A 15,870-nucleotide genomic window follows, 5' to 3' on the forward strand; every position below is an offset into this window, starting at 1 on the left:
GTTTCGGAGAAGCCAGTGGCGGCGTAGCCGGGGATAAGGCCGCTGCCGAGAACGAACGCGTGCAAATCCCCCGAAGCTTCTGGAAACCGCCGCCGCTAGCTGCTATTGCCGCAGGGACGTCCCAGGAGCCAAGGAGACCCGCATGACCCAGATGACATTTTCCGACCGCGCCGTGATGGCCGAACTGGTGGCGAAGATGCTTTGGGAGATCAAGGCGGTGCACTTCAGCGCCGATAAGCCCTATAAGCTCGCTTCGGGCATGGCGAGCCCAGTCTATATCGATTGCCGCAAGCTCATTTCCTATCCGCGCGTCCGCTCGACGGTGATGGACTTCGCCGCCAGCCTCATTATGCGCGATGCCGGTTTCGAGCAGTTCGATTGCGTTGCCGGTGGCGAAACAGCAGGCATCCCCTTTGCCGCATTCCTCGCCGAGCGCCTGAACCTGCCGATGATCTATGTCCGCAAACAGCCGAAGGGCCATGGCCGCAATTCCCAGATCGAAGGCCATATGCCGGATGGTGCGCGCGTGCTGGTCATCGAGGACCTGACGACGGCCGGCGGCAGCATGTTCACCTTCATCGATGCCATCCGCGCTGCCGGCGGCATCGTCGATCACGGCATGGCGCTGTTTTACTACGGCATCTTCCCCGAGGCCGAGGCACGGTTTGCAAACGGCAAGGTTCGCCTGCACCATATCGCCACCTGGCGCAACGTGCTCGCCGTCGCCAAGGAACAGAAGCTGTTCGACGACAAGACGCTCGAGGAAGTGGAAGCTTTCCTCAATGCACCACTCGCCTGGTCCGGCCGCAACGGCGGCGTGGCGGAACTGGCAACAAAGTGACACTTTGCTTTTGCCAAGAATTTATCTAATCGATTTACGGAACTAGACCGATAGACGCGCTCTCCAGGAGGCCGGAATGATATTGTGCTGTGGCGAAGCTTTGATCGACATGTTGCCGCGGGAGACGACGCTGGGTGAAAAAGCCTTTGCGCCCTATGCCGGCGGCGCGATCTTCAACACCGCGATTGCGCTTGGCCGTCTCGGCGTGCCGACCGGTTTCTTCACCGGCATTGCCGACGACATGATGGGCGAGATCCTGCGGGAGACGCTTGGCGCCGCCAAGGTGGACTATAGCTATTGCGCCATCGCTCCTCGTCCGAGCACGATCGCTTTCGTCAAGCTGGTCAACGGCCAGGCGACCTATGCCTTCTACGACGAAGGCTCCGCCGGCCGGATGATCACCGAGGCCGATCTGCCGACGCTGGGCGATGATTGCGAGGCCCTGCATTTCGGCGCCATCAGCCTGATCCCCGATCCGTGCGGCGCGACCTACGAGGCGCTGATGAAGCGCGAATATCAAAGCCGGGTGATCTCGCTCGATCCGAACATCCGTCCCGGCTTCATCAAGGACAAGCAGGCGCATATGGGTCGCATTAGCCGCATGGCCGCCATGTCCGATATCCTGAAATTCTCCGATGAAGACCTGGAATGGTTCGGCATTGCCGGAAACCATGATGAACTCGCCGCTCATTGGCTGAACCAGGGCGCCAAGCTGGTGGTCGTCACCAAGGGCGCCGAGGGGGCGACAGGCTACACCAAGTCGCTAAAGGTCTCGGTTCCGAGCGAACGCGTTACCGTGGTCGACACGGTCGGCGCCGGCGATACCTTCGATGCTGGTATCCTCGCTTCGCTGAAGATGAATAATCTGCTGACCAAGGCGCAGGTCGCCACGCTGGACGAGAAAGCGTTGCGGGATGCGCTGGCGCTTGGCGCCAAGGCAGCGGCTGTGACGGTTTCCCGTGCGGGCGCCAATCCGCCTTGGGCGAGTGAGATTGGGCTTTAATCTTTCATCGACTTTGAAAGCTTGGAGGGGTCGTACCCCCCTCTGTCACTTCGTGACATCTCCCCCACAAGGGGGGAGATCGTTGGGAGTTTGCGGCATCCCCTTTAGGCGCCATAAGCTCAGTCTCAACAGATGCGATATTTGTTTGGTTCGAGAGCGCGCCACGCAGTACCGATCTCCCCCCTTGTGGGGGAGATGTCAGCGAAGCTGACAGAGGGGGGCAGCACTCTCCGCATACTCAGGCGGTGAGATGGAGCAGAACCATATCCGCCCCATCGCCCAAACCTTACTTCTCCAGCTTCGACAGCGCGGCGACCAATCCCTGCGTTGAGGAATCGTGACCGGCAGCGCTTTCCTTGCCTTCGACGACCGGCAGTAGGCCGGTTGCCAGCTCCTTGCCGAGTTCGACACCCCACTGGTCGAAAGAGTTGATGCGGAAGAGCACGCCTTCGACGAAGACGCGGTGTTCATAGAGCGCGATCAGGCGACCGAGGGCAAATGGCGTCAGCTTGTCGTAGACGAAGGTGATCGACGGGCGGTTGCCGGTGAAGACGCGGTGCGGCGCGATAAAGTCGGCCTTCTTGTCGTCCATACCCTTGGAGGTGAGCTGGGCCTTAGCTTCCTCGAAGGTGCGGCCCTTCATCAGCGCTTCCGACTGTGCCAGGCAGTTGGCGATCAGCAGCTCGTGCTGGTGACGCAGGTCCGGTTCGAAACCGTTGGCGGCGATCATGAATTCGGCCGGGATGATGCTCGTGCCCTGGTGGATGAGCTGGTAGAAGGCGTGCTGGCCGTTGGTGCCGGGCTCGCCCCAGACGACCGGGCCGGAATTGCCCTCAACCGGCGTGCCGTCGATGGTGACGCCCTTACCGTTCGATTCCATGTCGAGTTGCTGCAGATAGGCCGGGAAGCGCGACAGGCGCTGGTCGTAGGGCAGGATGGCGCGCGTCGTATAGCCGAGGACGTTGCGATGGTAGAAGCCGATGAGGCCGAGCAGCATCGGCAGGTTTTCCTTAAACGGCGCCTTGCGGAAATGGTTGTCCATCGCATGCGCGCCGTCGAGGAACTTGCCGAAGTTCTCCGGACCGACGGCGATCATCAGCGGCAGGCCGATGGCCGACCAGATCGAGTAGCGGCCGCCGACCCAATCCCAGAAGCCGAAGACGCGCGCGCTGTCGATGCCGAAGGCAGCGACCTTGTCGAGCGCCGTCGAAACGGCGGCAAAGTGATGCTGAACGGCCGCTTCGCCGAGCGCCTTGGCGATGAAGTTGCGCGCCGTCTGGGCGTTGGTCATCGTCTCGATGGTGGTGAAGGTCTTGGACGCGATGATGAACAGCGTCGTTTCCGGCGAGACGAGCTTGAGGATGTCGGCGATATGGGCCCCGTCGATATTGGAGACGAAGTACGAACGCGGGCCGTCATGGAAAGGCGCGAGCGCCAGTGTTGCCATGACCGGGCCGAGATCGGAGCCGCCAATGCCGATGTTGATGACGTCGGTGATCGCCTTGCCGGTGGCGCCCTTCAGCGTGCCGGAGCGGATGCCGTCGGCGAACTTGCCCATGGCGGCGAGCACGCCGTTGACATCCGGCATGACGTCCTTGCCGTCGACGAGCACCGGGGTGTTGGAGCGGTTACGCAGGGCCGTGTGCAGAACGGCGCGGTCTTCGGTGAAGTTGATGGCAACGCCGGAGAACATCTCCTCGCGCTTGGCAGCGACGCCGCCCTCGGTCGCGAGCTTTTCGAGAAGCGTCAGGATCTCGTCGTTCACCGCGGTCTTCGAATAGTCCATCAGCAGGTCGTCGAACGAGGCGCTGAAGCGGGAGAAGCGTTTGGGGTCGGCGGCGAAGGCGGCGCGGATATCGGTGGCCTTGCTGGCCGCTGCGGTGCTCTTCAGTTGGTCGACGAGGGCGTTCATGGGGGCTCCTTGCGGTTCGCGCCGCTTGCCGTCTGAGGAGGGCAGGGCACTCTGGTGTTTGGTCGCGGAAACTATTCTTTATCTAGGGCGTAAATCAAGTTCACCTATCCGGCAAAACGAAAAAAGCCGCTCGCGGATGAAGGCGAACGGCTTTCCGAATGACATGAAATTATGTCAGCCGCGCAATTCCTTGCGCAGGATCTTGCCGACATTCGATTTCGGCAGTTCGGTGCGGAATTCAATGAAGCGCGGCCGCTTGTAGTTGGTGAGGTTGGCGGCGCAATGCGCCTTGACGTCGGCCTCGGTCAGCGCCGGGTCCTTCTTGACGACGAAGAGCTTGACGGCCTCGCCGGAATGCTCGTCCGGCACGCCGACCGCCGCTGCTTCTAGGATGCCCGGATGCATGGCGGCGACTTCCTCGATCTCGTTCGGATAGACGTTGAAGCCCGAGACCAGGATCATATCCTTCTTGCGGTCGACGATCTTGGTATAGCCGCGTTCATTCATGAAGCCCATGTCGCCGCTCCGGAAGAAGCCGTCCGGCGTCATTACCCTCGCGGTCTCAGCCGGCTGCTTCCAATAGCCGGCCATGACCTGCGGTCCCCGAATGCAGATTTCGCCGACCTCGCCGGGCGGCAGGGAATTGCCATTCTCGTCGCGAATGTCGAAATCGGTGCCGCTGAGCGGCAGGCCGATCGTGCCGGTAAAGTCCGAGCTGTCGAAGCGGTTGGCGCTGGCGACCGGCGATGTCTCCGAGAGGCCGTAGCCCTCGGTAATCCAGGCGCCCGTCATCTTCTGCCAGCGCTCGGCCACCGGCCGCTGCACCGCCATGCCACCCGCCAGCGTCCCGGTCTGTGACAGGTCGAGCTTGGGGAATTCCGGATTGTTCATCAGCGCGTTGAACAGCGTGTTGAGGCCGGGGAACATGTCGAACTTGTATTTGCCAAGCTCCTTGATGAAGGCCGGAATGTCGCGCGGATTGGCGATCAGCACATTATGCGCGCCGATCGATACGCCCATTAGCGAGTTCACCGTCAGCGCGAAGATATGGTAGAGCGGCAGCGCGCAGACGAAGTTCAACTGCTCGGGCCGCTTCTTGGCAATGTAGGCGGTCGCCAGCCAAAGCTGCAATTGCAGTTGGTTGGCAAGCAGATTGGCGTGAGTGAGGATCGCGCCCTTGGCCACGCCGGTCGTGCCGCCGGTATATTGCAGGAAGGCGATATCGCTGTGCGTGAGTTCGGCCGGCTTCAGCGACAGTCGTGCGCCTGCTGCAAGCACGGCCGCAAAGCTATGATGGCCGGGGATGGACCAGGCTGGCACCAGCTTCTTCACCTTGCGCACGATGAAATTGACGATATGGCCCTTCAGCCCCAGCATGTCGCCGAGCGCGGTGACGACGACGTGGCGCACATCCGTATGCGTCAACACCTGCTCGACCGTGTGTGCGAAGTTTTCCAGCACAAAGATCGCCTTGGCGCCGCAATCGCGCAACTGGTGTTCGAGTTCGCGCGGCGTGTAGAGCGGATTGACGTTGACCACGACGAAGCCGGCGCGGAGGATGCCGTAGACGGCGATCGGGTTCTGCAGCACGTTCGGCATCATGACGGCGACGCGATCGCCCTTTTGCAGGCCGAGGCTTTGCAGCCAGGCACCGATCTTGCGCGTTTGAATGTCGAGATCGCGATAGGTGATCGACTTGCCCATGCTGGTGAAGGCCGGCCGGTCGGCATAGCGCGCGCAGCTTTCCTCCAGAAGTTCGGCGAGCGATGCATGCTCCAGTGGCGGCAAATCGGCCGGCACCATGTCGGGATAGGAGGTGAGCCAAATCTTGTTGACCACCGGTCCATCCGAAGGAGCGGAAACTGAATTCATGCGTACTTCCTCCCTGACGCATCCAACGCCCCACCGTCGGCGAACGGCGGCTTTCTAGCGTGTCACTGTCCGGCTGAAAAGTCTCCCGCTTTTCGCACCGTCACAGCCTTTCCTCTCACCCATAGGCTGAGAGCGACAACAAAAGTTATACTAACTTTGACGTAAACGTCAACAATCGCGAGGCGTTAATCCTTTTTTCACAATTTTTAAAAAAGGACTGGAACTTTTGCGGGAAGAGCGCGTTAATGGGCCGTGGGCGAAAACCCATCGGAGCATCGTGTCGCCTTGAAAAAAGGGCGGCGGATCGGACGCTCCAACATATGTGAAGCGTATCCAAAGGGAGGTGCGCGCATGCATAAAGAGAGTGCCGATACCATGAGCCGTGACCTCTACGTCAAGGATATGTCGATGCTGGTCGCCTGCGACCGGGTCGAGGGGTCCAAGGTGTTCGGTTCGGATGGCAAGCAGATCGGTCATATCGAGCGCCTGATGCTGGAAAAAAGCGATGGACGTATCGCGTTCATCATCTTGAGCTTCGGCGGCTTCTTCGGCATTGGTCAGGAACACTACCGGCTGCCGTGGGAAAAGCTGCGCTACGATGCCTATATCGATGGTTATCGCATTAACATGACCAAAAGCGACGTCGAGAAAGCCTGCCGTTTCCTGGGCAAGGACGATATCCTCGCCCACAAGGATCACGGCCATAAGAGCCACGACTATTTCGGCGTGCCGCCCTACTGGATGTAGGCTTCGAGATAGTCAGCCCGGACAGGCCCTGCTTGCGCGGGTTTTTTGGTATGTCTGGCCCTATTGAAATCGCCCGTGCCTTTGCACCACTTCGATCTTGTAACCATCGGGATCGGTGACGAAGAAGAACAGGCCGAAGAGTTTTCCATCGCGATTGAGTTCGGTGATCTTGCCGGGGTTTAGCCCAAGCGAGGAAAATAGGGCATGTTCGTCCCGCAGCTCGTCGACGGAAACGGCGAGATGGCCATAGCCCTCACCGAGCGGGTAGGGTTCGACCCGGCCTTGATTGACTGTCAGCTCCAGCTCGAAGCCGGTCTCGGCATTGCTCAGATAGATAAGCGTGAATGTCGGGAAGACGATGCGGTCGACGACCGCGAGCCCGAAGGCCTTGCCATAGAAATCGATCGAGCGCGCCTCGTCGAGAACACGGATCATCGAATGGATCATCTTGGCCATCGGCACCTCCATTGGTCATCTGAATATCGCACTAAAGCCAATGCCATCCGTTGTCGGGCAAGGCAAGCAGTGAGCCCATCGTATATCGTCATTCGAAAAGTCACTTCAGGGCTTCTGAATCTCGATTCATCTGCGTAGACTTCCGGGTATCTTGGCAACCGGCCCAACCGGCGGGCGTCGACGGAGGTTCCTGGGGAGGAAATCCATGTACTACGCAATCCTGGCCTATCATGAAGAAGGCGTTGTCGAATCCTGGAGCAAGGAGGAGGATGCGGCACTCATGACCGAACTGCTGGAGGTCAATGACCGCCTGGTGGCGGAGAAGTCGCTCGGACCGGCGGCACGCCTCGGTCCGCCCCAGGGTGCGGTCACCTTGCGAGGGAAGGGGGCGGGGCTGGTCATTGACGGCCCGTTCGCGGAAACCAAGGAGCAATTGCTGGGATTCTACGTGGTTGATTTTCCAACGCTCGATGCCGCGGTCGCGGCGGCGCGCGACTTGCGCCGCGTCAATCCGACCGCCGTCTATGAAATCAGGCCGATCTCGCTTTATCTGCCTGGAGCGACGCTGAGTTCGGGAGAGGGCGGTTAACAAGGCTCTGCGTATCGTCAGCCGCCGCGCGAAACGCCAATCGCCATTGCCTTTACTGCCCCTGCACACCGATCTTCCGCGTCACGGTATGCTCGATCAATTCCATGCCATCATAGATCAGCACCGCCATTAGACCGACGATCAGGCCGCCCTGCAGGATGAAGGCGGTGTTGTCGTTGATCAGGCCGGCGATGATGACTTCGCCCAGCCCCTTGGCAGCGACGGTCGAGCCGATTGTTGCGGTGCCGATATTGATGACGGTGGCGATCTTCAATCCTTCGATGATCAGCGGCAGGGCGAGCGGCAGCTCGACGCGAAACAGCCGCTGCCAACCGTTCATGCCCATGCCATCGGCGGCGTCGAGGACGGTGGCGGGCACCTGCTGCAGGCCGGCGACGGTATTCTCGAAGATCGGCAGCAACGCGTAGAGGAACAGCGCGATCAGCGTCGGCACCGCGCCAAAGCCGGTGGTGGAGATGGCAAGCGCCAGCACGGCGACGGGCGGAAAGGTTTGGCCGGCATTGGCGATCGCCCGCGACAGTGGCAGGAAGTCGGCGCCGCTCTTGCGAGTGACGAAGATGCCGCCGAGCACGGCGAGGATGCCGCTGGCCGCAATCGAGATCAGGATCAGCTCCATATGGCTGAGGGCGAGGGACGGCAGGCTGTTCTGCGTGTAGATCGGCGACGCGCCGAATTTGGTGAGCGGCGCCAGGATCGGGATCAGCCATTCCGGCCGAAACAGCAGGACCAGAAGCAGCGCCAGCGCCAGAAGGCGGAAGAGGTTGGTGGCGAGGAACCTCATGCCTTGCGACCCAGCTCGATCAGATGTTGCATCGAGATCGAGCCGACCAGCACCTTGCTGTCATCCTCGACGGCTGCCTCGTCGGCACCTTGCCAAATCATCTCAGCCAGCGCGTCGCGCAGGTTGAGCGTTTGCGGCAGGCTATAGCCGAGGCCGGGCCGTGGCGGCTGCATGCTTCCTTTCAGCGGCAGCAGCGACATCAGCTTCAGCGCCCGGTCGGAGGTGCCGGTCAATTGCTGCACGAAGGGATCGGCCGGCTCCGTCAGGATCTTTTCCGGCTCCGAACATTGCAAAAGCTTGCCGTTGCTCATGACCGCGATCTGGTCGCCGAGATGGAAGGCTTCGTCCATGTCGTGGGTGACGAGGATAACGGTCGTGCCGAACTGCTTCTGGATCGCCAGCAGATCGTCCTGCGCCTTGCCGCGGATCACCGGATCGAGCGCGCCGAAAGGCTCGTCCATCAGCAGCAGTTCCGGTTCGGCCGCAAGCGCACGGGCGACGCCGACGCGCTGTTGCTGGCCGCCGGAGAGCTGGCTCGGATATTTGGCGGCGAAGATGCCGGGGTCGAGATGGAAGAGATTGAGCAGTTCCTCGACGCGGCCATTGATCCGCGCCCTGTCCCAACCGAGCAGCTCGGGGACGGTGGCGATATTCTGCGCTACCGTGCGATGCGGAAATAGCCCATGGCCCTGAATGGCGTAGCCGATACGGCGGCGAAGCTCGGTCGCGGGCACGTCCATCACATCCTGGCCGCCGACGGAGATATGGCCGTCAGAGATCGGCACCAGCCTGTTGATCATCCGCATCAGCGTCGATTTGCCGGAGCCGGAGGTGCCGACGATGACGGTGATCGTGCCCTTTTCCATGCTCATGCTGACATTGTCGACCACGGTGGCGTTGCCGTAGCGCTTGGTCACGCCCTTAAGCTCGATCATGGCGGTCATGCGCGTTGTCCCCGGATGCTGTCGATGACCGCATCGAGGATGACGGCCGATGAGAAGGCGAGAAAGACCGTCGGCACGGCGCCGAGCAGCACGAGGTCATTGGCCGTCTGACCGATGCCCTGGAAGATGAAGATGCCGAAGCCGCCGCCGCCGATCAGCGCCGCGACGGTGACGAGACCGATCGCCTGCACCAGCACGATGCGGATGCCAGTGAGGATGACAGGAAAGGCGAGCGGCAGGTCGATACGGGTGAGAATCTGGCGACGCGTCAGTCCCATGCCGGCGGCGGCGTCGCGCACCGAGGGATCGACGCCGGCAAGGCCGACGACGGTATTGGCGACGATCGGCAGCAGCGAATAGATCACCAGCGCCACCAGCGCCGGCGCGGTGCCAATGCCCTTCACGCCGATGGTGGCGGCAAAGGGGACATGGGCGGCGATATAGCCGAGCGGCAGCATCAGAATGCCGAACAGCGCCAGGCTGGGAATGGTTTGCACAAGGCTGAGAGCCCGCAGCACGACGGCGCGAAGCCTCGGCTGCCAATAGCAGAAGATGCCAAGCGGCAGGGCGAGGATAATGGCGATGGCGACGGAGCCGAGCGCCAGGAAGACATGACCCAGCCCCTCGTTCCAGAACTTGTCGGTATTGTTGGCATATTCCTTCATGATCGACAGATTGTCGAGCAGTCCGGATTTGAAGATGACGCCGAGGAGCGCCGCATAGAGGGCAAGCGACCCGACGCGGAGCCATGGCGACAGCCGCAGCTTCACCAGCGCATCCGAGATCACCAGGCCGATGACGGCGAGCAGCACCCAGAAGGCGCCGCCCGGCGTAATGCGCGCCACGGTGCTGCCAGCGGGCGTCGCCGCCGTCGAGACGAGGCCAAGCGTGATGATGAGGAAGGCGATGGTCAGTGTGGCGATGCCGAGGCGGGCAAGCTGGTTGCGCAGGAAAAGCGCGGCGAGGGCGGTGGCGACGAGAAGGGCCAGGAGCGCCAATGCGCTCGGCTGGGCGAGGAGCTGTATCAGCAATTGCGGCTTGCCGGCGGCGATACGGTTCGCCTTGACGATGATGAACGGCATCAAGGTCGCGGCCAGCGCGCCACCGGCCACCAATACAACTCCGAGACGGTCCACCCTGCGGGCCGCGAGCGCATCTTCCATCAGGCAAGCTCCGTCGCAAGTCACAAAAAGAACTGCGGCTCCACTCTATCAAAGCGGAGCCGCCTGGGTAGTCTGCGTAAGCTCTTACTTCAGGAAGCCACCGTCCTTGAGGTAGGATTCGGCAACCGCTTTGGCCGGCTCGCCATCCACCTGGATGCGGCCATTGAGCTTGCGCAGCACGTCGGCGGTCAGGCCCTTGAAGATCGGGGCGAGAACCTCCTCGATCTTCGGATTAGCCTTCAAGACGGCTTCGCGGACGATCGGCGTCGGTGCGTAGACCGGCTGCACGCTCTTGTCGTCTTCGAGAACCGTCAGCTCGGCCGCCTCGATCGCGCCGTCGGTGCCGTAGACCATGGCGGTGTTGACGCCGTTGGTCTGGTCGGCCGCCGCCTTGATCGTCGCCGCCGTGTCGCCGCCGGAGAGAACGACTTCCTGGTCCGGCTTGATCTGGAAGCTATAGGTCGTCTGGAAGGCCGGGAGCGCTGCCGGCGAGTTGACGAACTCGGAGGAGGCCGCAAGCTTGACGGGACCGCCGCCGGCAACCCACTTGCCGAAATCGGACATGGTCTTGAGCTTGGCCGGGCCGGCAACGTCGTTGCGAACGGCAATCGCCCAGGTGTTGTTGGCGGGCGATGGCGTCAGCCAGACGATCTTGTTGGCGTCATAGTCCAGCTTCTTGGCGAGATCGTAGCCCTTTTGCAGGTCCTTCCAGGCGGCATCGTCGGCCTTGTTGAAGAAGAAGCCGGCATTGCCGGTATATTCGGCATAGATGTCGATCTCGCCGGCGGTGATCGCCTTGCGTACGACCGGCGTGGTGCCGAGCGCGATGCGGTCCTGCGCCTTGATGCCATTGGCATTGAGTGCTGCCAGGATGATGTTGCCGAGCAGCGTGCCTTCCGTGTCGATCTTCGACGAGACCACGACGTCGGCGGCGCTGGCGCCGCTGGCAAGGAGAGCCGCGAGCGTGGCGGCGAGTGCGAGCTTCTTGAACATGATGCTTCCCTTTGTACCCCGTTGAACCATTATTGCGCGCATCCGCTCGGTCTCAGGGCCGGTCTCGGACACGCAATCTGTAGCTGCGGGCCGAAGAACCGCAGGCGAAGTCCTATCTGCGTTCGGGAAATAGCGCTCGCCATCGAAAAATCGATGCCACGCCAGTCCTCCACCTGCAGTCGCGGCGCGATTATGACGAGGGTGCTCGGCATAAGCGCGAAAATTGATTTCTTTTTTCGGGGGTAAGCGCGTTTGTTTTTGTTCCCCTTACCCGTTTGACGCTGTTCCGATCTCCTTTTGATTGTGGGACCGGTTGGACAACTCGCCGACGATAGCCGCTACCCCCTAGCTTTGGGATATCTTTTTTTAAGAACACATCATATCGTCGTGCCATCTTGATCGTGCACATGGGCCGGTCTGAAAGGAGTGCGGCTTGTATCTCGGGGCATTGTTCATCGCCGACACGGTCTTCTCGATCGGCTCGGTCCGGGAGACTGCCCGCCGGCTGTCCCTTTCGGCCTCGACCGTATCGGGGGCGCTCAGGCGGCTGGAGACGGATCTGGCGATAAAACTCGTCGAGCGTGCCTCCGGAGAGCTTGCCACCTTGCTCGCCAGCGCGAAGGTGAAGAAGGGGTTGCAGCCGATCCTTGCCGGCATGCGGGCGCTCTCGGCCCTGACGAAGGAGCCGCCGACGCCGGAGGACTATGCCCAATGGGCCGCCCGCCTGCCGCTGAAGATCGCCACTATCGAGCGTTTCCTCGAAGTCGCCGATCAGGGCAGTATCAATCGCGCCGCCCGCCGCCTGCGCCTCGGTCAGCCTCAGCTGTCATTGCAGATCGCCAATTTGGAAGATCTGTTCGGCTGCCGTCTGTTCGAGCGGCAGGCGCAGGGCTCGATGCTGACGGAGGCGGGCCGCGAGGTCCAAGCCATTCTCGCCGGTATTGCCGAGGCCTGGGACGAGATGAAGGCGACCTCGGACGAGCGGTTCCAGCGGGTGGCGCGCGCCGTTCGCATCGGCTCGATCATCCCGACCGGCTCGGAAAGCTGGGTGGCCCGCTCGCTTGCCAGCCTTGTGGCGCGCTGGAACAGCAGCGGCAATCGCAACATGCTGTCCCTGATGCTGATGACCGCCGACGACCTGCGCGAGGCGCTGAGATCCGGCCGCATCGATGTCGCCATCGTCGATTCCGTCTTCGGCCTCGACGCTTTCGATCATATGGAACTGCTGGCGACCGATATGGTGGCGATCGCGCCGCCCGGCAGCACGGAACGGACGGTGGCGGCGCTGGTGGACAATCATCCGCTCTGCGTGCCGAGCCCGCGCACCGGCATCGGCAACGCGGCCATGGCGTTTGGCTATGACAGCGGCGACCGCCGCCGGTTTCGCGGCCGCGACATCACCTCGGCCGACTCGCTGCCCGTCATCGTCGATCTCGTTGCTAATCACGGCTACGTGTCCTTCCTCGGCCGCGTCAGTGCCATGCCGATCGCCGACAAGGTCCGCATCGTCGATCCGGATGAGGTGCTGCCGCTGTCCTATTACCTTGCCCATAACGGCCGAAAGGCCTCGATCGATGCCTGCCGGCTGATCCGGCAAGCGGTGCGGGAACTGGTAGCGGAATGAAATCTGCCCGATGCTCTTTAAATGGCATCGCCATCCGGCTGCCCCGTTGGTGATCTGGAACCATGCCTTCGCCTCAAGCGTTATTCTTCTGCCCGCGTGAATGCGGGAAATGATGCAATCCTCGGGTCGGCGCGGTGTCGCCGGCCTGGCGGCTTGCGTTTGAGGAGACGTGTCATGAGGATTATCGCAACGGCGCTGCTGGCGCTGGGTATCCTCGCTCTGCCGGTGACCAATGCCGACGCGCATCGCCGCCATTATCATCACTGGCATCATCGCCACGGCCCCAGCGTGATGATCGCGCCCGGCTTCTTCGGCGTCTATGTCGGTCCGAGCTATGGTCATCGCTATTATTACCGCGACCGCTACTGGCGCGGCGATGACTGGGAATACCGTCGTTGGCACCGCCACTATTGGCGCGATCGCTATTACGACCCGTGGGATTGATTGCGCGGGCGGATCGCCGGCGCAGCGAGCGGGAAGGATGATATGAAAAACGGCGCCGGAGGGCGCCGTTGAGGTGTGATTGTTCGCTGAGATCGGCGATCAGGCCGGGTTCAGCACATGCACCGCGCGCGCGGCCATCAGGTCCTTCACCTGCTCGCCATAGGCAGCCATATGCGCCGCAGCCGCATGCGCCTTCAGCGCCGCCAGGCTTTCCCATTTTTCAACGACGACGAAGGTGTCCGGCCCAAAAGCCGGATCGGCACCCTCAACATCCACCACCGCGGTATACTCGATGCAGCCGTCTTCGGCATGCACGGCCGGAACATTCGCCTGAAAGGCTTCGAGCACTTCGGCGCGCTTGCCGGGCTTGGCGGTGAGGATGGCGAGAACGTGGATCATGGTGTTTCCCTTGGATGAATTGGGTGATGCTGGCGCAATAATAATGCCAGATGGGGCCGACTCCGCGACCGATTTTGAGGAATATCATAAAATAGCAGAAGCCGAGCACCCGGCTTCATTTTTGCGGAGCGGGATTCCGGCGAGAGGTTACCGCGAACCATCTGTTATGATTCAATCGACTACCTCACGATATTGCCTATCCAGACCAAAGGGCGCACTCTCTCCTGATAGTCGGGGGACATAATGCGATTTTGGGCTATCGTCTTTGCGGCGTGGCTTTTGCTCGCGCCAATTCATTCTTGGTCGCAGAATACACCATGCAGTGGTAGCAAAGGCGGTATCGATCATTGCCAAGGCGATACCTTCATCTGCAATGATGGATCTGTCAGCGCCAGTAAGAGGTCGTGTCAGGCATATACCGGTCGTCTCAATGGTGCCGCAGGTCTTGCGGATTCAAATTCCGTGGAAATGACCCCCACTCCGTCTGGTGAATGCTCATGCAGAGCGGCCAAATATTGTGTCGGTCCGCGCGGCGGCCATTTCTGTATCACCGACAGTGGCAAGAAGAGTTACCTGCGTCGCGATTGAGAGACGGCGCTTCAGCTAATAGCTTCGCGTGGCTAAAAAGAGCGCCCCTAAACGTACCGGGAAGGGCAGAGCGGGTCATTCAGTGCTAAGTGAATGTCCGACCTGAGAGAAAGGTGACGTTTTGTACCGGAGAGACGGGTAACACTTTTCGCTTTGCGGGAGGTGTTGATGCCGTGGAGAGAGACTTCGGTGATGGAGGAACGTCTGCGTTTTGTCGCCCGGCTTCTGGAGGGCGAAGGCATGAGTGCGGTGTGCCGAGACTTCGGCATATCGCGCAAGACCGGCTACAAGATCTTCAACCGCTACAAGGACGAAGGGCTTGAAGCCCTGACGGACCGGTCACGCCGGCCGGTGCGCTATGCCAACCAGTTGCCAGATCCTGTCGAAGCAATGATCGTGCGGCTCAAGAAGGAGAAGCCGCATTGGGGTGCACGCAAGATCCGGGAGCTTCTGGTGCGCAAGCTTGCGGGCGACGTGCGTCTTCCAGCCAGAAGCACGGTGCATGCGGTTCTGGATCGGCACGGCCTTGTGAGCCAGGCCCGCAAGAGGAACCGGGCGAACAAGGCCATGGGGACGACACTCTCGCAGGCGCTTGACCCGAACGACCTGTGGTGCGCCGACTTCAAGGGCGAATTCAAGCTGGGCAATGGCCGTTACTGCTACCCCCTGACGGTGACAGACCAAGCCTCGCGCTATCTGCTCGCCTGCGAGGCCTTCGAATCGACGCGGGAGCAGGCCGTGCTCGAAGCCTTCCGCCGGCTCTTTGCCGAGCATGGGCTGCCCAAGGCAATCCGCTCCGACAACGGCCTGCCCTTTGCTTCGCCAAACGGGCTCTACAATCTGTCGAAGCTGTCGGTCTTCTGGCTGAGGCTCGGCATTGCCATCGAGCGCATCAAGCCTGGGCATCCGCAGCAGAACGGCCGGCATGAGCGCATGCATCTGACACTCAAGAAGGAAGCGACCCGACCACCCGGACGGACGCTTCTTCAGCAACAGGTACGCTTCGATGAATTTGTCAGCGAATTCAATCGCGAGAGGCCACATGAGGCGATCGGCATGAAGGTGCCCGCCGATCTCTACAGCGCCTCTGCGCGGCCCTATCTCGGCCTGCCGGAGATCGACTATCCCGACAACCCATGTCCTCCGTGTGCTGATTGGCATAAAGTTCTACCGACCCGTGCAGGGGGATTTGTTGGAAATGATAGGGGAAGCTGCATGAAGATGCGTCTTTTGGTAAGCGGACTGAGCTCGGATGACGGACGATCCGACCTCGTAAGGATTCATCGAAATGATCGGGATCATACGAAATTTCCGCGTTGGACAGTTGTGAAGCTGTCGTGTCGAGGAAGAAGTCGCTTTGTTGTTGTGCTTGGGCGTGACGGCAATCCAGGAAAGATCGAATTAGACTTCGATCACAGACAGGCATTCGATTTGGAGAAAGGCGTCACAGAGGAATTTGAGCTGACGAAAGCTAATGCGCTTGGGCAACTTCG

The 15,870-nt window shown here is 61.1% G+C and carries 14 protein-coding genes and 1 pseudogene; 7 read left to right on the forward strand and 8 right to left on the reverse strand.

The window, feature by feature from the left end; translation table 11 throughout:
• Positions 1-142 precede the first annotated feature (142 nt).
• Together PMI03_RS17000 and PMI03_RS17005 are read left to right on the forward strand one after the other, a co-directional pair.
• A complete protein-coding gene (locus tag PMI03_RS17000) occupies positions 143-841 on the forward strand; it encodes an orotate phosphoribosyltransferase (RefSeq protein WP_007695520.1) in 699 nt (232 codons plus the stop codon).
• A gap of 76 nt (positions 842-917) precedes the next feature.
• Complete coding sequence (locus PMI03_RS17005; RefSeq protein WP_007695521.1) at positions 918-1,844, forward strand: carbohydrate kinase; 927 nt, start codon at positions 918-920, stop codon at positions 1,842-1,844.
• A gap of 286 nt (positions 1,845-2,130) precedes the next feature.
• Here PMI03_RS17005 and pgi read toward each other — a convergent pair whose 3' ends face one another.
• Both pgi and PMI03_RS17015 read right to left on the reverse strand, forming a co-directional pair.
• Complete coding sequence (gene pgi / locus PMI03_RS17010) at positions 2,131-3,756, reverse strand: glucose-6-phosphate isomerase (protein ID WP_007695522.1); 1,626 nt, start codon at positions 3,754-3,756, stop codon at positions 2,131-2,133.
• Positions 3,757-3,930: 174 nt separating this feature from the next.
• Positions 3,931-5,628: a long-chain fatty acid--CoA ligase gene (locus PMI03_RS17015; RefSeq protein WP_007695523.1), complete on the reverse strand. Its 1,698-nt coding sequence runs from the start codon at positions 5,626-5,628 to the stop codon at positions 3,931-3,933.
• 351 nt (positions 5,629-5,979) lie between these two features.
• Between PMI03_RS17015 and PMI03_RS17020 the strand changes: the two genes are divergently transcribed.
• Entirely contained in the window at positions 5,980-6,375 is a 396-nt protein-coding gene (locus tag PMI03_RS17020) for a PRC-barrel domain-containing protein (protein ID WP_007695525.1), read from the forward strand.
• A 60-nt stretch (positions 6,376-6,435) separates the two neighbouring features.
• On the opposite strand, the gene PMI03_RS17025 is transcribed toward PMI03_RS17020, so the two are convergent.
• Complete coding sequence (locus PMI03_RS17025; RefSeq protein WP_007695526.1) at positions 6,436-6,831, reverse strand: VOC family protein; 396 nt, start codon at positions 6,829-6,831, stop codon at positions 6,436-6,438.
• A 205-nt stretch (positions 6,832-7,036) separates the two neighbouring features.
• On the opposite strand from PMI03_RS17025, the gene PMI03_RS17030 reads away from it, so the two are divergent.
• Positions 7,037-7,420: a YciI family protein gene (locus tag PMI03_RS17030; protein WP_007695527.1), complete on the forward strand. Its 384-nt coding sequence runs from the start codon at positions 7,037-7,039 to the stop codon at positions 7,418-7,420.
• A 52-nt stretch (positions 7,421-7,472) separates the two neighbouring features.
• Here PMI03_RS17030 and PMI03_RS17035 read toward each other — a convergent pair whose 3' ends face one another.
• The 4 genes from PMI03_RS17035 to PMI03_RS17050 form a co-directional block, all read right to left on the reverse strand.
• The gene (locus tag PMI03_RS17035) at positions 7,473-8,222 is read right to left on the reverse strand and encodes an ABC transporter permease (protein WP_007695528.1); all 750 of its coding nucleotides are present in this window, start codon (positions 8,220-8,222) and stop codon (positions 7,473-7,475) included.
• Entirely contained in the window at positions 8,219-9,166 is a 948-nt protein-coding gene (locus PMI03_RS17040) for an ABC transporter ATP-binding protein (RefSeq protein WP_007695529.1), read from the reverse strand. Before PMI03_RS17040 ends, PMI03_RS17035 begins: the two co-directional genes overlap by 4 nt.
• Positions 9,163-10,329: an ABC transporter permease gene (locus tag PMI03_RS17045; protein ID WP_007695530.1), complete on the reverse strand. Its 1,167-nt coding sequence runs from the start codon at positions 10,327-10,329 to the stop codon at positions 9,163-9,165. The genes PMI03_RS17040 and PMI03_RS17045 overlap by 4 nt, the downstream gene beginning before the upstream one ends.
• Positions 10,330-10,413: 84 nt before the next feature.
• Positions 10,414-11,322 carry an ABC transporter substrate-binding protein gene (locus PMI03_RS17050; protein WP_007695531.1) on the reverse strand — a complete coding sequence of 303 codons (909 nt, stop codon included), beginning with the start codon at positions 11,320-11,322 and terminating at the stop codon, positions 10,414-10,416.
• A gap of 433 nt (positions 11,323-11,755) precedes the next feature.
• Between PMI03_RS17050 and PMI03_RS17055 the strand changes: the two genes are divergently transcribed.
• Both PMI03_RS17055 and PMI03_RS17060 read left to right on the forward strand, forming a co-directional pair.
• Positions 11,756-12,946 carry a LysR family transcriptional regulator gene (locus PMI03_RS17055; RefSeq protein ID WP_007695532.1) on the forward strand — a complete coding sequence of 397 codons (1,191 nt, stop codon included), beginning with the start codon at positions 11,756-11,758 and terminating at the stop codon, positions 12,944-12,946.
• A gap of 174 nt (positions 12,947-13,120) precedes the next feature.
• Complete coding sequence (locus PMI03_RS17060) at positions 13,121-13,390, forward strand: hypothetical protein (protein WP_007695535.1); 270 nt, start codon at positions 13,121-13,123, stop codon at positions 13,388-13,390.
• A 99-nt stretch (positions 13,391-13,489) separates the two neighbouring features.
• Here PMI03_RS17060 and PMI03_RS17065 read toward each other — a convergent pair whose 3' ends face one another.
• Positions 13,490-13,789, reverse strand: a complete 300-nt coding sequence (locus PMI03_RS17065) for a putative quinol monooxygenase (protein ID WP_007695537.1) — start codon at positions 13,787-13,789, stop codon at positions 13,490-13,492.
• Between the two features lie 756 nt (positions 13,790-14,545).
• On the opposite strand from PMI03_RS17065, the pseudogene PMI03_RS17070 reads away from it, so the two are divergent.
• Positions 14,546-15,505: pseudogene (locus tag PMI03_RS17070) on the forward strand (IS481 family transposase); the annotation flags it as partial.
• Between the last annotated feature and the right edge of the window lie 365 nt (positions 15,506-15,870).

The organism is Rhizobium sp. AP16 (assembly GCF_000281735.1).
Taxonomy (GTDB): domain Bacteria; phylum Pseudomonadota; class Alphaproteobacteria; order Rhizobiales; family Rhizobiaceae; genus Rhizobium; species Rhizobium rhizogenes.